General features: G+C 72.5%; 13 protein-coding genes. 3 read left to right on the top strand and 10 right to left on the bottom strand.

From position 1 onward, the window contains the following. Nucleotides 1–197 precede the first annotated feature (197 nt). Nucleotides 198–1,151, top strand: coding sequence for an ATP-dependent DNA ligase (locus E1289_RS12420; RefSeq protein ID WP_131979263.1), 954 nt, complete (start codon nucleotides 198–200; stop codon nucleotides 1,149–1,151). 112 nt (nucleotides 1,152–1,263) lie between these two features. On the opposite strand, the gene E1289_RS12415 is transcribed toward E1289_RS12420, so the two are convergent. From E1289_RS12415 to E1289_RS12405, 3 genes are all read right to left on the bottom strand, one after another. Then, entirely contained in the window at nucleotides 1,264–2,478 is a 1,215-nt protein-coding gene (locus E1289_RS12415) for a cytochrome P450 (RefSeq protein WP_131979260.1), read from the bottom strand. Between the two features lie 139 nt (nucleotides 2,479–2,617). Continuing rightward, nucleotides 2,618–3,907: a histidinol-phosphate transaminase gene (locus E1289_RS12410; protein WP_131979257.1), complete on the bottom strand. Its 1,290-nt coding sequence runs from the start codon at nucleotides 3,905–3,907 to the stop codon at nucleotides 2,618–2,620. Between the two features lie 165 nt (nucleotides 3,908–4,072). After that, nucleotides 4,073–4,921, bottom strand: a complete 849-nt coding sequence (locus tag E1289_RS12405) for a PaaX family transcriptional regulator C-terminal domain-containing protein (protein ID WP_131979254.1) — start codon at nucleotides 4,919–4,921, stop codon at nucleotides 4,073–4,075. 158 nt (nucleotides 4,922–5,079) lie between these two features. Here E1289_RS12405 and E1289_RS12400 point away from each other — a divergent pair, with 158 nt between their 5' ends. Next, nucleotides 5,080–5,889, top strand: coding sequence for an IclR family transcriptional regulator C-terminal domain-containing protein (locus E1289_RS12400; RefSeq protein WP_131979251.1), 810 nt, complete (start codon nucleotides 5,080–5,082; stop codon nucleotides 5,887–5,889). On the opposite strand, the gene E1289_RS12395 is transcribed toward E1289_RS12400, so the two are convergent. The 5 genes from E1289_RS12395 to E1289_RS12375 are packed head-to-tail and all read right to left on the bottom strand — an operon-like array spanning nucleotide 5,867 to nucleotide 10,048. Continuing rightward, on the bottom strand, nucleotides 5,867–6,832 hold the full coding sequence (locus tag E1289_RS12395; RefSeq protein ID WP_131979248.1) for a zinc-binding alcohol dehydrogenase family protein: 966 nt from the start codon (nucleotides 6,830–6,832) through the stop codon (nucleotides 5,867–5,869). The genes E1289_RS12400 and E1289_RS12395 overlap by 23 nt on opposite strands. A gap of 2 nt (nucleotides 6,833–6,834) precedes the next feature. Then, nucleotides 6,835–7,197: a hypothetical protein gene (locus E1289_RS12390; RefSeq protein ID WP_131979245.1), complete on the bottom strand. Its 363-nt coding sequence runs from the start codon at nucleotides 7,195–7,197 to the stop codon at nucleotides 6,835–6,837. Then, on the bottom strand, nucleotides 7,194–8,057 hold the full coding sequence (locus E1289_RS12385; RefSeq protein ID WP_131979242.1) for an extradiol ring-cleavage dioxygenase: 864 nt from the start codon (nucleotides 8,055–8,057) through the stop codon (nucleotides 7,194–7,196). Before E1289_RS12385 ends, E1289_RS12390 begins: the two co-directional genes overlap by 4 nt. Next, a complete protein-coding gene (locus tag E1289_RS12380) occupies nucleotides 8,050–8,868 on the bottom strand; it encodes a citryl-CoA lyase (RefSeq protein WP_131979239.1) in 819 nt (272 codons plus the stop codon). Before E1289_RS12380 ends, E1289_RS12385 begins: the two co-directional genes overlap by 8 nt. Beyond that, nucleotides 8,861–10,048 (bottom strand): CoA transferase, encoded by a 1,188-nt coding sequence (locus tag E1289_RS12375; protein WP_131979236.1) that lies wholly within the window; start codon nucleotides 10,046–10,048, stop codon nucleotides 8,861–8,863. The genes E1289_RS12380 and E1289_RS12375 overlap by 8 nt, the downstream gene beginning before the upstream one ends. Before the next feature lie 206 nt (nucleotides 10,049–10,254). On the opposite strand from E1289_RS12375, the gene E1289_RS12370 reads away from it, so the two are divergent. Then, nucleotides 10,255–11,700, top strand: a complete 1,446-nt coding sequence (locus E1289_RS12370; RefSeq protein ID WP_131979233.1) for an amidohydrolase family protein — start codon at nucleotides 10,255–10,257, stop codon at nucleotides 11,698–11,700. A gap of 94 nt (nucleotides 11,701–11,794) precedes the next feature. Here E1289_RS12370 and E1289_RS12365 read toward each other — a convergent pair whose 3' ends face one another. Together E1289_RS12365 and E1289_RS12360 are read right to left on the bottom strand one after the other, a co-directional pair. Next, a complete protein-coding gene (locus E1289_RS12365; protein ID WP_243712776.1) occupies nucleotides 11,795–12,910 on the bottom strand; it encodes a 5-methyltetrahydropteroyltriglutamate--homocysteine S-methyltransferase in 1,116 nt (371 codons plus the stop codon). Nucleotides 12,911–13,052: 142 nt separating this feature from the next. After that, nucleotides 13,053–13,463, bottom strand: coding sequence for a nuclear transport factor 2 family protein (locus E1289_RS12360; RefSeq protein WP_131979227.1), 411 nt, complete (start codon nucleotides 13,461–13,463; stop codon nucleotides 13,053–13,055). Between the last annotated feature and the right edge of the window lie 37 nt (nucleotides 13,464–13,500).

The following is a 13,500-nucleotide window of genomic DNA, read 5'->3' as shown; positions in this document are numbered from 1 at the left end:
CCCCGCCTGGTGCCACCTGACCGGCCACGGCTACCTCGGCCCCCTCGACGGCGCCGCGTCCCCGACCTACGCACTCCAGGTGACGGCCGACGCCCGGCCGACCTCCCCGGAATCCCCCTGGCGGCCCCGCTGAGGGGGACGTCCCGCCGCCGCACCATCCGGGGCGCTTTGTCGGTGGCCCGTGCGAAGCTGGGCCTGTGAGCGCCGATGAGGAACGTGACGGAGTCCGCCTGACGAACCTCGACCAGCCCCTGTTCGAGGGCGCCGAGGCGACCAAGCGCGACCTGGTCGACTACCTGGACGCCGTCGCCGACCGCATCCTCCCGCAGCTCGCCGGGCGGCCGCTGTCGGTCAAGCGCGTGCTGCGGGGCCAGCAGCCCTTCATGCAGAAGAACCTCCCGAAGTACACCCCGTCCTGGGTGCGGCGCGTGACGGTCTGGGCGGAGACGTCCCAGCGCGAGGTGTCATACGCGCTGTGCGACGACCGCCGCACGCTGCTCTGGTTCGCCAACCAGCGCGCGGTCGAGTACCACCCGCCCCTCTTCCGCGACGCCGCCTGGGACCGGCCGACCCATCTGGTCGTCGACATCGACCCGCCCACCCCGGACGACTTCGGCGCCGCCGTCCGCGCCGCCCGCCTCGTCCGGTCGGCGATGGACGCCTCCGGGCTGGCCGGGGCGGTCAAGACCAGCGGCGCGAAGGGCGTCCACGTGTTCGTGCCGCTGGACGGCCGCGCGCCCGCCGACGACGTGGCCGCCGCCACCCGCGCCCTCGCGGCCCGCGCCGAGCGCCTCGACCCCGACTTCGCCACCACGGCCTTCATCCGCGAGGACCGCGGCGGCAAGGTGTTCCTCGACTCCACGCGCGCCGGCGGGGCGACCGTGGTGGCCGCCTACAGCCCGCGGATCCGCCCCGGCACGCCGGTCTCGTTCCCCGTGCCGTGGGACGACCTCGACGGCGTCGCCCCCGCCGGCCTCACCCTCCGGAACGCCGCGGGCCTGCTCGCCGGGCGGGACCCGTGGGCCGACCTCATGCCGCCCCCGCAGGAGCTCCCGCCCGGGCTGATCGAGGAGGGCCACACCATCCCGGTCGCGCGGGTGCAGGCCATGCACGAGGGAAAGCGCCGGGCCCGCGCCCGCCGGGCCACCTGAGAAACGGCCCGTCCGAAACGGCGAGGCGGACGAAAACCGCGCCGATCCCGCCGTTTCCCCGGCCTTTCGCGCCGGGCGGCCGGGAAAACGAACGAGACGGCGGTTCCCGGCCTCAGGAATTCAGGTCGACCGGCAGTTCCCGGTGGCCATTGGTGATGAACGATTCCACCTGGCGCAGTTCGCCCGGGTCGACGGCGAGCGTCATATCGGGGAAGCGGCCGAACAGCGCCGGAAGGGAGATCTCGGCCTCCATCCGCGCGAGGTGCTTGCCCACGCAGAAGTGCACCCCGTAGCCGAACGAGAGGTGCTCCTTGTCGGCGCGGGTGATGTCGAACGCGTCGGCGTCGTCACCGTGCAGGGCGCGGTCGCGGCCGGCCGCGGCGTAGCCGGCGAGGATCGCCTCGCCCTTCCGGATCGTCACGCCGCCGACCTCGATGTCCTCGACGGCGTAGCGCAGCGGCAGGTTCGCCACGGGCGCCTGCCAGCGCAGCGTCTCCTCGATCACCTCGTCCCACGGCACCTCGCCGGACCGGACCCGCGCGTACTGCTCCGGGTGCGTCAGCATCGCGAGGATCGCCTGGTCGAGCAGGTTCACGGTGGTCTCGTGACCGGCGGAGATCATCAGGATCAGCGTGTCCACCAGCTCGTTCTCGCTGAGCCGCGAGCCCTCCTCGTCCCGCGTGGAGATCAGCACGCCCGCCAGGTCGTCGGCGGGCTCGCGGCGCCGGAACTCGACGAGGTCCTGCAGGATGCCGTACATCTCCTGCTGGTTGGCGAGGGACTGCTCGGCCGTCAGCGCCGTGTTGAACACGCCGTCGACGCAGCGGCGCAGGGTCGGCCGGGTCTCGTCCGGGACGCCGAACAGCCGGCAGATCACCTCGATCGGCAGCGGGTAGGCGAACTCCTCGCGCAGGTCGGCCCGCCCGCCCGGTGCCGCGGCCAGCGCTTCCACGAGGTCGCGGGTGATCTCCGCCACGGCCGGCCGCAGCGCCTCGGTGCGCCGCGGTGTGAACGCCCGGGAGATGATCGTGCGGAGCCGGCGGTGGTCGTCGCCGTAGGCGGTGAACATGTTCTGCACCGACACCCACAGGGCCAGCGGCCAGTCCGGCGGGATCTCGCCGTCGATCCAGGCGGTCCAGTGCAGGTTCGGGTTCTTCGACACCATCGGATCGGCCAGCAGGCCCCTGAGCTCCTCCTGCCCCGTCACCGCCCACGCGGCCACGCCGCCGGGGAGTTCCACCGGCGTCACCGGCCCCCTTTCCCGCAGTTTCGCGGCCTCCCCCATCACATCGGCGCCCGTGGGGTCGAGGACGTACGGATTCTCCATCGGATCTCTCCAGAGGTCGGGTCGGAACGCGCCGTGAATGGCGGCGTGTGAAAGGCGACGCTGCCAACGTAGGGCGCGGCCCGTCCGTCCGGCTAGATCAACTTGGGTAATTGCCCGCCGATTTCATTTCGGCCATTACCTAAATGGCGGCTCGGAAATCCTCGTGGGCGAGGGGCTCGGAGTGCGCGTGCTCGGTGAATCGGCTCGCCGCCGGGATGTCCGGCTCCCCGGGCGCGCCGGCCCCGCCGGGCCGCGCCGGCTCGCCCCAGCCGTGCCCGGGGGACACCACGTTGTCGGGCGGCGCCTCGGCGGCGGTGCCGTACAGGTAGGAGCCGAGGCCGATCAGCAGGCGCTGCACGTCCTGCTGCGGCCGGACGACCAGCCGCACGAACTGGCTCGTGGACCCCAGCTTGTTGCCGCACTCGCGGATGAACACGCCGTGATGGGAGATGAGGTGGTCGCGGAGCGCGACGCCGTCCCGGCCGTCCGGGAGCTTGATCATGATGAAGTTGCCCTGCGACGGGAAGACCTTCAGCCCCGGCAGCGCCGCGAGCTGCTGCGCCATCATCATCCGGTCCCGGGACAGCAGCCGCAGGCTCTCGCGGTACTCCGCGCCGTGCTCGCGCAGCAGGAACACCACGACCTCAGCGAAGGAGTTCAGGTTCCATTTCGGCAGCGCCGTCCGGACCAGCTGCGCCAGCGCGGGGTTCGCCACCATGTAGCCGAACCGGATGCCGTGCAGGCCGAAGTTCTTGCCGAGGCTCTTCAGCACGACCACGTTGGGCCGGATGCGCGCCTCGTCGGCGACGCTGGTGTGCGGCTCGGCGTCCACGAAGTCCAGGAACGACTCGTCCACCACGACCAGGTCCAGGTCGATCAGCAGGTCCAGCAGCCGGACGACCTCGCGCCGCGGGACGTAGCCGCCGTCGGGGTTGTTCGGGTTGCAGACGACCGCGGCCCGCGACCCGCGGGTGCGGACGAAGTGCACGAACGCGTCCACGTCGAACTCGAAACCGCGCATCTCGTGGAGCTGGAACATGTCGACGCGCTTGCCGGTCTCCAGCGGCTGGTCCGTCCAGCGCCCGAACGTCGGGATCGGCGTGGCGAGGCTCTCCCGGACCAGCAGGTGGTCGAGCCAGGTGATCAGCTCCGTGGACCCGTTGCCCATCACCACCGTCTGCGGGTTGTGCCCGAGCACCGAGCACAGCTCGGCGGTGATCGTGTCGGCGTCGCTCGGGTAGTACTTGAGGATCTGCTCCATGGCCCCCGCGAGCTGGGAGAACATCCCGGGCGTCGGAAAGTAGGGGTTGCAGGGGATGCAGAAGTCGACCAGGTCCTGCCGCCCCGACGACGCCCGCCGGAGGGCGAAGAAGGACGGGCTGTGCGCGTTCTTGCGCAGCAGGCTCGGATCGATCGAGTCCGTTGACACGGAAGGTGCTCCTCGCGCGCAGGGGACGTCCGCCGTGGCCGGGAGGCGGCGTCCGACCGGTGTCGTCCGCTGGCCGGGTCCGGTTGGTGCCCGCCCGCCAGAGGTACGGCCGCACCGCCGCCCGGGTTCAGCGCGCGGTGCCCGCCCGGCGTTCCCGCGAGGCCGTCAGCGCCGGCCGGCGTCGGCCTCCAGCAGCCTGCGCAGTTCGCCGGCCGCGTCCGGCGCGAGCGCGGCGAACCGCTCCCGGTACAGGGCGGTGGACTCGGCGGAGGGCCAGCCGTCCGGGAGGTGCTCGGCGGGCAGGCCGGGGTCGGTGCGCAGCACCTGCAGCCAGTCGGCGCCGAGGAGGGTGAGGCGGGTCAGCGCATGCCCCGCCTGCGCGCGGTCGGGCGTCCAGGCGGCGATGAACGACTCGTGCTCGGCGCGGATGGCGCCGACGTCCCAGGCGCGGTGCAGGAGCCTCGGCACGTCGGTGCCCTCCACCGGGACGGAGTAGAACCCGTCGGCCAGTTCGGCCAGCCCGGCGAACTCGGGGCCCTGGAAGATGGCGGCGATGTCGGCGCGGCCGGGCGCGATCCACAGCCCGTCGCGCAGCCCGCCGAACCCCGCCCAGGTCAGCCGGGCGCGGATCTGGTGGCGCAGGTCGCGGCGGCTCTCCGGCATCGAGTAGCTGAGCAGCGTCCACTCGCCGTCCGGGTGGGTGAACGGCGCGGGGGAGTCGACCCGGGGCTTGGCCTCGCGGAGCAGGTCCTCGGCCCACGGGGTGAGGGAGAACCGGGCGGTGCGGCCCTCCCGGACGCGGGCGAGCAGGCCCTTGCGCGTCATCCGCGCGAGGGTGGCGCGCGCGGCCGCCTCCGCCACCCCGAGGTCGCCGAGCAGGTGCAGGAACACCCGGGAGCTGATCGGCGGATACCCGCGGTCGAGGACGAGCGAGCCGAGGAAGCTGAACAGCAGTTGCTGCGGAGCGCGGACGCGCGGCCGCGGGTTCGGGGACGCGTCCTGCTCGGCGGTCATCCGTCGTCCTCTCGTCGTCCTCGGGCCAGATTATTAGATGAAATATTGACGCGCGACAGTTTTCAATCAAATGTTTGCCGTGCGGGGCGTCGCCCACGTGCCGGTCAGGTGTCCGTATGATGGACATCCGACGGGTGTGAACGGCGAGGGGATGATCGATGCCACGGGAAGGCACCGGACCGGATTTCATCGAGGCACTGGCCCGGGGTCTCGACGTCATCACCGCCTTCGAGGCGCGGCGGCCCGTGATGTCGCTGGCGCAGGTCGCCGAGGCCGCCGGCCTGGCCCGGCCGACCGCCCGCCGCATCCTGCTGACCCTCCGCGAACTCGGCTACGTGCGCGTCGAGGACGGAGGATACGCCCTCACCCCCCGCGTGCTCGACCTCGGTGTCTCCTACGTCCGGTCGATGGGGCTTTGGGACGTCGCCCGCCCGCACATGGAGCGCCTCGTGGAACGGACCGGCGAGTCGTGCTCGATCGCGCAGCTCGACGGGTCCGACATCGTGTACGTCGCCCGCGTCGCCGTCCCGAAGATCGTCGCGCTGACGGTGCAGATCGGCACGCGCTTCCCGGCCCTGCAGACCTCGCTCGGCAAGGTCCAGCTCGCGGCGCTGGACGCCGCGGAGGTCGACCGGATCCTGGCCGAGCCGACCCGCTCCGGCCTGGAGCCGCGCGTCCGGCCGTCCCGGGCCGAGCGCGACGCGGAGCTGCGCGAGGTCCGGGCGCGCGGGTGGGCGATGACCGACGAGCAGCTCGCCCGCGGCATCCGCTCGGTGGCGGCGCCGCTGCGGGACGGCTCCGGGAAGGTCATCGCGGGCATCAACGTCAACACCCACGCCGCCGAGACGCCCGTCGAGCGGCTCCTGGAGGAGCACCTGCCGCTGCTGCTGCACACGGCGGGGGAGATCAGCGCCGACTTCGCGCGGCTGGAGACCGTCCCGCAGGTCACCCGGCCGGCCGCGGGATGAGCACGATCCGGCCCCCGGCCGCGCCCGCCGCCTGCCGCCGCCACGCCGCCGCCGCGTCGGCGAGCGGGACGGTCTCGTACGCGACCGACAGCTCCCCGGACGCGGCCCGCGCGGCGACGAACGCGATCGCCCCGGCCCGCTGCTCCGCCGTCAGCTCGTTGTTGGTGTAGCCGAGCAGCCGCAGCGACCGGCCGCGGATGGTGGCGGACTCGATCGGGCACGTCTCGCCCGCCGAGCCGCCCAGGTTGACGAGCCGCCCGCCGGGGCGCAGCGTCAGCGCGGCGGCCGCGGCCGGGGCGCCGAACAGCGGGTCGAGCACCAGGTCGACGGGACCGTCCGCGGCGCCGGCGAACCGGCGGGCCAGCTCGCCGACGTCGCCGGTGTCGAGCGCGACGACCGCGTCCGCCCCGGCCCGCTCCGCGCGCTCCAGCGCGGCGGGGGAGCGCGCGCCCGCCACGACCCGCCGCGCGCCCGCCGACCGGGCGAGCCGCACCGCGGCCTGCCCGACGACGCCGCCCGCGCCGAGCACGATGACCTGCTCGCCGGGGACCAGCTCGCCGCGCATGCCCAGCGCCATGTGCGCGGCGACCGCGGAGAGCCCGAGCGCGGCCAGCGCCACCGGGTCGGTGCCGTCCGGCAGCTCGACGAGCGCCCGCTCCGGGACGGCCGCGACCTCGGCCATGCTCCCGTCCCCGGCCGACATCCCGGCCGGGGACGGGAACCACACCGTCCGGCCGCCCGCGGTCCCCACGCCCTGGACGCCCGGCACGTACGGCGTCGCGGGCCTCCCGAAGTAGGACGTGCCCGTGGCGCACAGCAGGTCGAGCGGCGTGACGGGCGCGGCGAGGACGTCCACGAGCACCTCGCCGTCCCCGGGCACCGGCACCTCCCGCTCCGCCACCACCGGCGGGCGGCCGCACTCGCGGATCTCGGCGGCGCGCACGGTCAGGTCGCGATCTCGGGGTAGGGAAGCGTCATGTGCGAGAGCCTCCGCGCGTACTCCAGCTGAAACCCCAGCGGCTCGTCGTGGTCGCGCTCGAACATCGCGATGAACAGCGTCAGCGTGAGGAACGGGTGCGCGCCCAGCTCGAACAGCTTCGGGTAGTCGTGCGCGGCGAGGGCGGCCCGTTCGGCGTCGTCGAAGCGCAGCCAGGTGCTGGACTCGGCGCCGTGGCAGTTGAGAAGGCGATTGGCCTGCTCCTCCTCCCACCACGCCACCGTCGCCTCGGGCTCGTCCCGGTAGCGTTCGACCAGGCCGGGGTCGCGGTCGACGGTGAAGAGGAACTTGTTCAGCAGGTACTTGCTCACTTGCCCGCTCCGTTCGGGTACCAGGTGAAGTACGCCTCCATCGTGTGGAACAGGTCGTAGGTGTCGACGTAGTCGGCCTTCCGGCCCTCGCCCGCGACGCCCATCATCAGCATGAAGTCCATGAACCCGTGGGTGGCGTTGCCGGGGGCGTGCAGGCTGTCGAGCGTCACCTCCGACAGGCAGCCCTCGATGTCGCCGGTGGAGATCCACTCGACGGCCTTCGCGTCGAACTCGGGGTCGGGTCCGTGCGGGCCGAACTGGCGCGGGCCGCCCAGCTCCAGCGACAGGTGCCCCGTGCCGATCACCGCGACCCGCCGGTTCCCCGGCCACGACTCGACCAGCTCCCGGATCGTCTTCCCGAGCTGGACGAACCGCTTCGGCCGCGGCAGCGGCGGCGCGAAGATGTTGGTGTAGACGGGGACGATCGGGAGGTCGTTCTGCGGGCGCAGCGTGATGATCGGGCACGTGATCGAGTGGTCGATCCGCAGCTCGTTGGAGAACGCCAGGTCGAAACCCGCGTCGATGCCCTCGCGCAGCAGGTACGCCGACAGGTCCTCCTGCCCCTTCATCAGCATCCTGGGCAGCCCGAACTCGCGCTCCTCGTTGTACCAGTTCGCGTCGTAGAACGGCGCCTTGCCGATGAGGAACTGCGGCATGTTGTCCAGCCACAGCTGGTGGAAGTGGTCGGACCCGACCATCACCAGCACGTCGGGCCGCGCCCTGGTGAGCGTCTCGCGGAACGCCTCGACCTTGCGGACCCATTCGTCGGCGAACCCGGGCCGGTCCTCCCCGGTCGCCGTGCTCGCTCGGTGGTAGAAGGGATGGTGGGTCGAAGCGATCACAGCGACCAGTTCAGCCATGCCGGTCTCCGGGGGAGTAGGGATCGGGGGCGACGGACCGGTTGTTGAGGTCCACCGACAGGAAGATCTCGTTGCCGACCGGGCGGCGCAGCTCCTCGGCGAGCTGCCCGATCAGCCCGGCGGTGCGGGCCAGCAGCGCGAACCCGCGCAGCAGCTCCAGCGGCAGCCCGAGGTCGGCGAGCGCGGCGCCGCACACCCCGGCGCCGTTCAGCGGCAGCCGCCGGCCGAGCACCTCGGGGTGGACGCGGCCGATCGCGGCGAACAGCGCCAGGTGCGGCCCGAACAGCCCCTCCTCGGCGGCGATCCGCATCAGCCTGGGGGTCCGCGGGTCGCCGTCCTTGTGGACGTGGTGGCCGAGGCCGGGGACGAACCGCTTCGCCTCGCGTTCCGCGCGGACGGTCCGCAGCGCCAGCGCGTCCCACTCCGCGTCGGTGGCCGGGGGGTCGCCGTCGACCGAGTCCAGCACGCCGTGCAGGAACCGGCCGGTGTCCTCGGTGACGCCGAGGAACCGGGAGCCGCCGCCGAGCAGCCCGGCGGCGAGGGCGCCCTGTACCGAGTCCGGCGCCGACAGGTACGTGAGCCGGGTGACGATCGCGGTCGGGGTGAAGCCGTGGTCGGCGAGCGCGGCGAGGACCGCCTCGAACACGCGGGTCTCGCCCGGCCCGGGACGGCGCTGCGCGGCGAGCCAGAACGCCAGCTCGCCGAACCCGACCTCGCCCATCACGTCCGCGGCGAGGTCGTGCCCCAGCAGGGTGATCCTCTCCCGGCTGGACGCGCCCAGCGCGGTCGGGTACTCGGGCCGCTCAGCCACGGTCGTCGCCCTCCTGCGGCTCGGCGAGCCACTTGCGCAGCTCCGCGCCGTGCTCGTCCAGCCCGGGCGGCGGCAGCCGGTACGCCACGGGCGTGCGGGAGAAGCGGACGGGGTGCCGGGTGGTCGGCACGGCGTGGTCGCCCTCGCCGACCACGACGACCGGGTCCAGCCCGAACCGCTCGGCCATCGCGAACCCGCCGTCGATCGTGTTGATCGGCCCGCTCGGCACGCCGGCCGCCACGAGCAGGTCGAACCACTCGACGGCACCCCGCAGGCGCAGCCGCTCCACGAGGATCGGGCGGAGTTCGGCGCGGTTGGCGGTCCGGTCGGCGTTGGTCGCGAAGCGCGGGTCGCCGGGTACCTCCGGGACGCCGAGGACCTCGCACAGCCTGCGGAACTGGCGGTCGTTGGCCGCCGCGACGATGAGGTCGTTGTCGGCGGTCGGGAGCGGCTCGTAGGGGAACACGCTCGGGTGCGCGTTGCCCATCCGGTACGGGACGGTGTCGCCGGCGACGTACGCCGAGCTGTGGTTGACCAGCCCGGCCAGCGCGGACGACAGCAGGTTCACCTCGACGAGCTGCCCTTCGCCGGTCGCGTCGCGGTGCCGCAGCGCCGCGAGGATGCCGATCGCGGCGTGGTTGCCGGCCATCACGTCGAACACCGAGATCCCGGCCCGGTACGGCGGGCCGTCCGGGTCGCCGGTCAGGCTCATCAGCCCGGAGATCGCCTGCACCATCAGGTCGTAGCCCGGGACGTCGCGGCCCGCCCCGGCCCCGAACCCGGTGATCGAGCTGTAGACGATGCCCGGATTGGCGGCGCGCACCGAGTCGTAGTCGAGGCCGAACCTGCCGAGGCCGCCCGGCTTGAAGTTCTCGATCAGCACGTCCGCGCGGCGGGCCAGCTCCCGCGCGGCCGCGGCGTCGTCCTCGTCCCGCAGGTCGAGGGCGATCGAGCGCTTGCCCCGGTTGATGCCGAGATAGTACGTCGACACGTCGCCGCGGGCGGGTGGCGTCCAGGACCGGGTGTCGTCGCCCTGCGGGGCCTCCACCTTGACCACTTCGGCGCCCAGGTCGGCCAGCAGCATCGTGGCGTAGGGCCCGGCGAGGACCCGGGAGAAGTCCGCCACCAGCACCCCCGCCAGGGGGCCGCCCGGCCCTTCGCGCGCGGTGTCGTCCGTCATCCGGCTCCTTCTCGGTAGGCCACTCGTCCGTTGGGCGGACGCTCGTCCGCACTCCCGATTGTGCCATGGCGATATCGAACCTGGTCAAGTGGTTGACACTTTGACTACCGCTCGAAAGAGTGACCACATGCAGCTTTGACCGTACAGCGGACAACAGTCCGTGACTGCTCCGGGGTGCGTGTCCCGAAGGACGAGGAGTGCAAGCGATGCCGAACACGACGAGCGAGTTCGAGCCGGGCCGCCCCGTGGTGCTGCGCGGCGGCATGGTCCTGCCGATGACCGAAGGGCGCGAGGTCCTCGACCGCGCCGACGTCCTCATCACCGGGGACACCGTCACCGCGGTCGGCCCGGATCTCCAGGTACCGGAGGGCACCGCCGAGATCGACGCGTCCGGCGGCATCGTGATGCCCGGGATGATCGACACCCACCGGCACATGTGGCAGACCGCCATGCGCGGCTACGGCGCCGACTGGACGCTCACCCAGTACTTCGTCTGGTACTACCTGGAGCACGGCAAGCGGTTCCGGCCCGACGACGTCCACGCGGGCAACGTGCTCGCGGCCCTGGAGGCCATCGACGCCGGCGTCACCACGGTCGTCGACTGGTCGCACGGCCTGCAGACCCTCGACCACGCCGACGCCGCCGTGGACGCGCTGCGCTCGGTCCCCGGACGGTTCGTCCTCGCCTACGGCAACATCCAGGCGCCGCCCGCCGAGTGGACCGGCACCCCGGAGTTCCGCGACTTCGCCACCAGGCTGATCGGCGGCGACATGCTCGGCTTCCAGCTCGCGTTCGACGTGGTCGGCGACCCGTCCTTCCCGGAGAAGCCCGCCTTCGAGGTCGCCCGCGAGCTGGGCGTCCCCGTCACCACCCACGCCGGGGTGTGGGGCGCGACCAGCGACGAGGGCATCAAGCAGATGCACGACCACGGGTTCATGACGCCCGAGACCGTGTACGTGCACGCCGCGTCGCTTTCCGCCGACTCCTACCACCGGATCGCGGCCACCGGCGGCTCGATCTCCGTCTCCACCGAGAGCGAGCAGAGCGCGGGCCAGGGCTACCCGCCCACCTGGGTCCTGCGCGAGCACGGCATCCCGGTGTCGCTGTCGATGGACACGAGCGTCTGGTGGAGCGGCGACCTGTTCTCCGCCATGCGGACCACGCTCGGCGCCGACCGCTGCCGCATGCACCTGGAGGCGCACAACAGGGGCGACACCGTCACGCACTGCACCCTGCGCGCCGACCAGGTCGTCGAGTGGGCCACCCGCGGCGGCGCCCGCGCGATCGGCCGCGACGACCTCGGCGCCCTCGAACCGGGCAGGAAGGCCGACGTCGTTCTGATCAAGAACGACGACTCACCGGTGTCGTTCCCCGTGCTCAACCCCTTCGGGCACGTCGCGTTCCAGGCTCAGCGCGGCGACGTGCACACCGTCCTGGTGAACGGACGCGTCGTCAAGCACGACCACCGCCTGGTCGGCGCCGACCTCGCCGCCGCCCGCCGCGAGGTCGAGGCGACGGTCGAGTACCTGCGCTCGTCGATGGGCGAGCAGGCATGGGCGGACGGCATGAACCCCGACGTCCCGGAGACCAAGATCCTCGACAACCCGTACACCTACACCGACTACCGCAGCGCCTCGACCCGCACGCGCTGACCCGGACCCCGGGGGGATTCCGCCGCCGGCTCCGCGGCTTCGGAGGGGATGCCGCGGGGCCGGCGGCTCAGCACCGCGGGACCGGGGGAGCGGGTCAGCCCCAGACCTCTTCGGCGGTCTCGGCGATGAGGCGCAGCTTCGCCGCCTGCTGCTCGGCGCTCAGCACGTTGCCCTCCACCGTGGAGGAGAAGCCGCACTGCGGCGACAGGCAGATCTGGTCGAGCGGGACGTGCCGCGAAGCCTCGTCGATGCGGCGCTTCAGGTCGTCCTTGGACTCCAGCTCGCCGCGCTTGGTCGTCACCAGGCCGAGCACGACCATCTTGCCCGGCGGGACGAACCGCAGCGGCTCGAAGCCGCCCGACCGCTCGTCGTCGAACTCCAGGAAGAACCCGTCCACGTCCAGCTCGCCGAACAGCGCCTCGGCGACGAAGTCGTAGCCGCCCTCCGCCGTCCAGGACGAGCGGAAGTTGCCCCGGCACATGTGGGTGGTGACGTTCATGCCCTCGGGCCGCCCGGCCAGCGAGGCGTTGATCTGCCGGATGTAGCGCAGGTGGAGGTGCTCGGCGTCGTCGCCGCGCTCCTTGATCATGGCCCGCTGCGCCGGGTCGTTGAGGTAGGCGAGGCTCGTGTCGTCGAGCTGCAGGTACCGGCAGCCCAGCTCGCCGAGCCGCTTCACCTGCTCGGCGTAGGCGGCGGCCAGGTCGGCCCAGAACTCCTCGATGTCGGGGTACACCTTCGGGTCGATCGACGCGGGCCCGCCGCGGTAGTGGACCATGTTCGGCGACGGGATCGTCAGCTTCGGCGTCACCCCGTCGCCGGCGGTGTCCCGCAGGAACGCGAAGTGGTCGGCGAAGATCGTGTGCTCCAGCCGGACCTTGTCGTGCACGCTCAGCGCGGCCGTCGTGAACTCGATGTCCCCGGCCTCGTTGTGGAACTGCACCTTGATCTTCTCGTCCGCGGGGCTGATCCCGCCGAGCTGGTAGATGAAGTCCATGTGCCAGGAGGTGCGGCGGAACTCGCCGTCGGTGGCCGACCGCAGCCCGACCTCGCCCTGCATCCGGACCACGTCGCGGATGGCGGCGTCCTCGATCTCGGCGAGCCGGGCGGCGTCGATGCGCCCCTGCGCATGATCGTCCCGCGCGGCCAGCAGCTCGGGCGGGCGCAGCAGGCTGCCGACGTGGTCGGCCCGAAACGGCGGCTTGGTTCGCACGGACAAGGCTTGCTCCTTCTGCGGGGGTGACTCGGACGCTCCAATCTAGGCACTGCCGCGACTGCGATCAATCATTTGCCGAAGATGCGTCCGACCTCAGCCAGCGCGCGCCGGCCCGGAGCGGCGCGCGGCCCCCGCCCCGTCAGTCCGCGGCGGCCCGCGCGGCCGTCACCTCGCGCGCCTCCCGCTCGACCCGCTCGAACTCCGCGGCCATCGCCTCGGCGAGCGCCTTGGCGGCCGACAGCGGCCGGACCATGACCGTGAGCTCCTCGACCAGGCCGGCGTCGTTCATCCGCAGGAAGTCGCAGCCGGTGATCGTGAGGTCGCCGACCTTCGCCTCGAACAGCAGGGCGTGGTCGCGGCCGTCGCTGATCTCCCGGATGTAGCGGATGCCGGTGAAGACCCGCAGCACGGCGCGCAGGATCGCCGCGGTGACCGGCTTGCCGGAGTACGGCTTGAAGACGACGGGACTGGTGAAGACGACGTCGTCCGCCAGCATGGCCTCGATCGCGTCGCGATCACCGGCCTCCGCCGCCGCTCGGAAGGGATGCATGAACTCTTCTCACCTTGTAGTCATATTGTTGACTAGC

Origin of the sequence: Actinomadura sp. 6K520 (assembly GCF_004349245.1) — a bacterium.
GTDB lineage: Bacteria > Actinomycetota > Actinomycetes > Streptosporangiales > Streptosporangiaceae > Spirillospora.
The sequence above is the reverse complement of the archived record's forward strand: the minus strand, read 5'-3'. Positions and strand labels throughout refer to the sequence as shown.

Coding starts and splice junctions, on each gene's coding strand:
- E1289_RS12415 (WP_131979260.1), bottom strand. CDS start 2,478: ATGGAGAATCCGTACGTCCTCGACCCCACGGGCGCCGATGTGATGGGG.
- E1289_RS12405 (WP_131979254.1), bottom strand. CDS start 4,921: ATGACCGCCGAGCAGGACGCGTCCCCGAACCCGCGGCCGCGCGTCCGC.
- E1289_RS12400 (WP_131979251.1), top strand. CDS start 5,080: ATGCCACGGGAAGGCACCGGACCGGATTTCATCGAGGCACTGGCCCGG.
- E1289_RS12385 (WP_131979242.1), bottom strand. CDS start 8,057: ATGGCTGAACTGGTCGCTGTGATCGCTTCGACCCACCATCCCTTCTAC.
- E1289_RS12375 (WP_131979236.1), bottom strand. CDS start 10,048: ATGACGGACGACACCGCGCGCGAAGGGCCGGGCGGCCCCCTGGCGGGG.
- E1289_RS12370 (WP_131979233.1), top strand. CDS start 10,255: ATGCCGAACACGACGAGCGAGTTCGAGCCGGGCCGCCCCGTGGTGCTG.
- E1289_RS12360 (WP_131979227.1), bottom strand. CDS start 13,463: ATGCATCCCTTCCGAGCGGCGGCGGAGGCCGGTGATCGCGACGCGATC.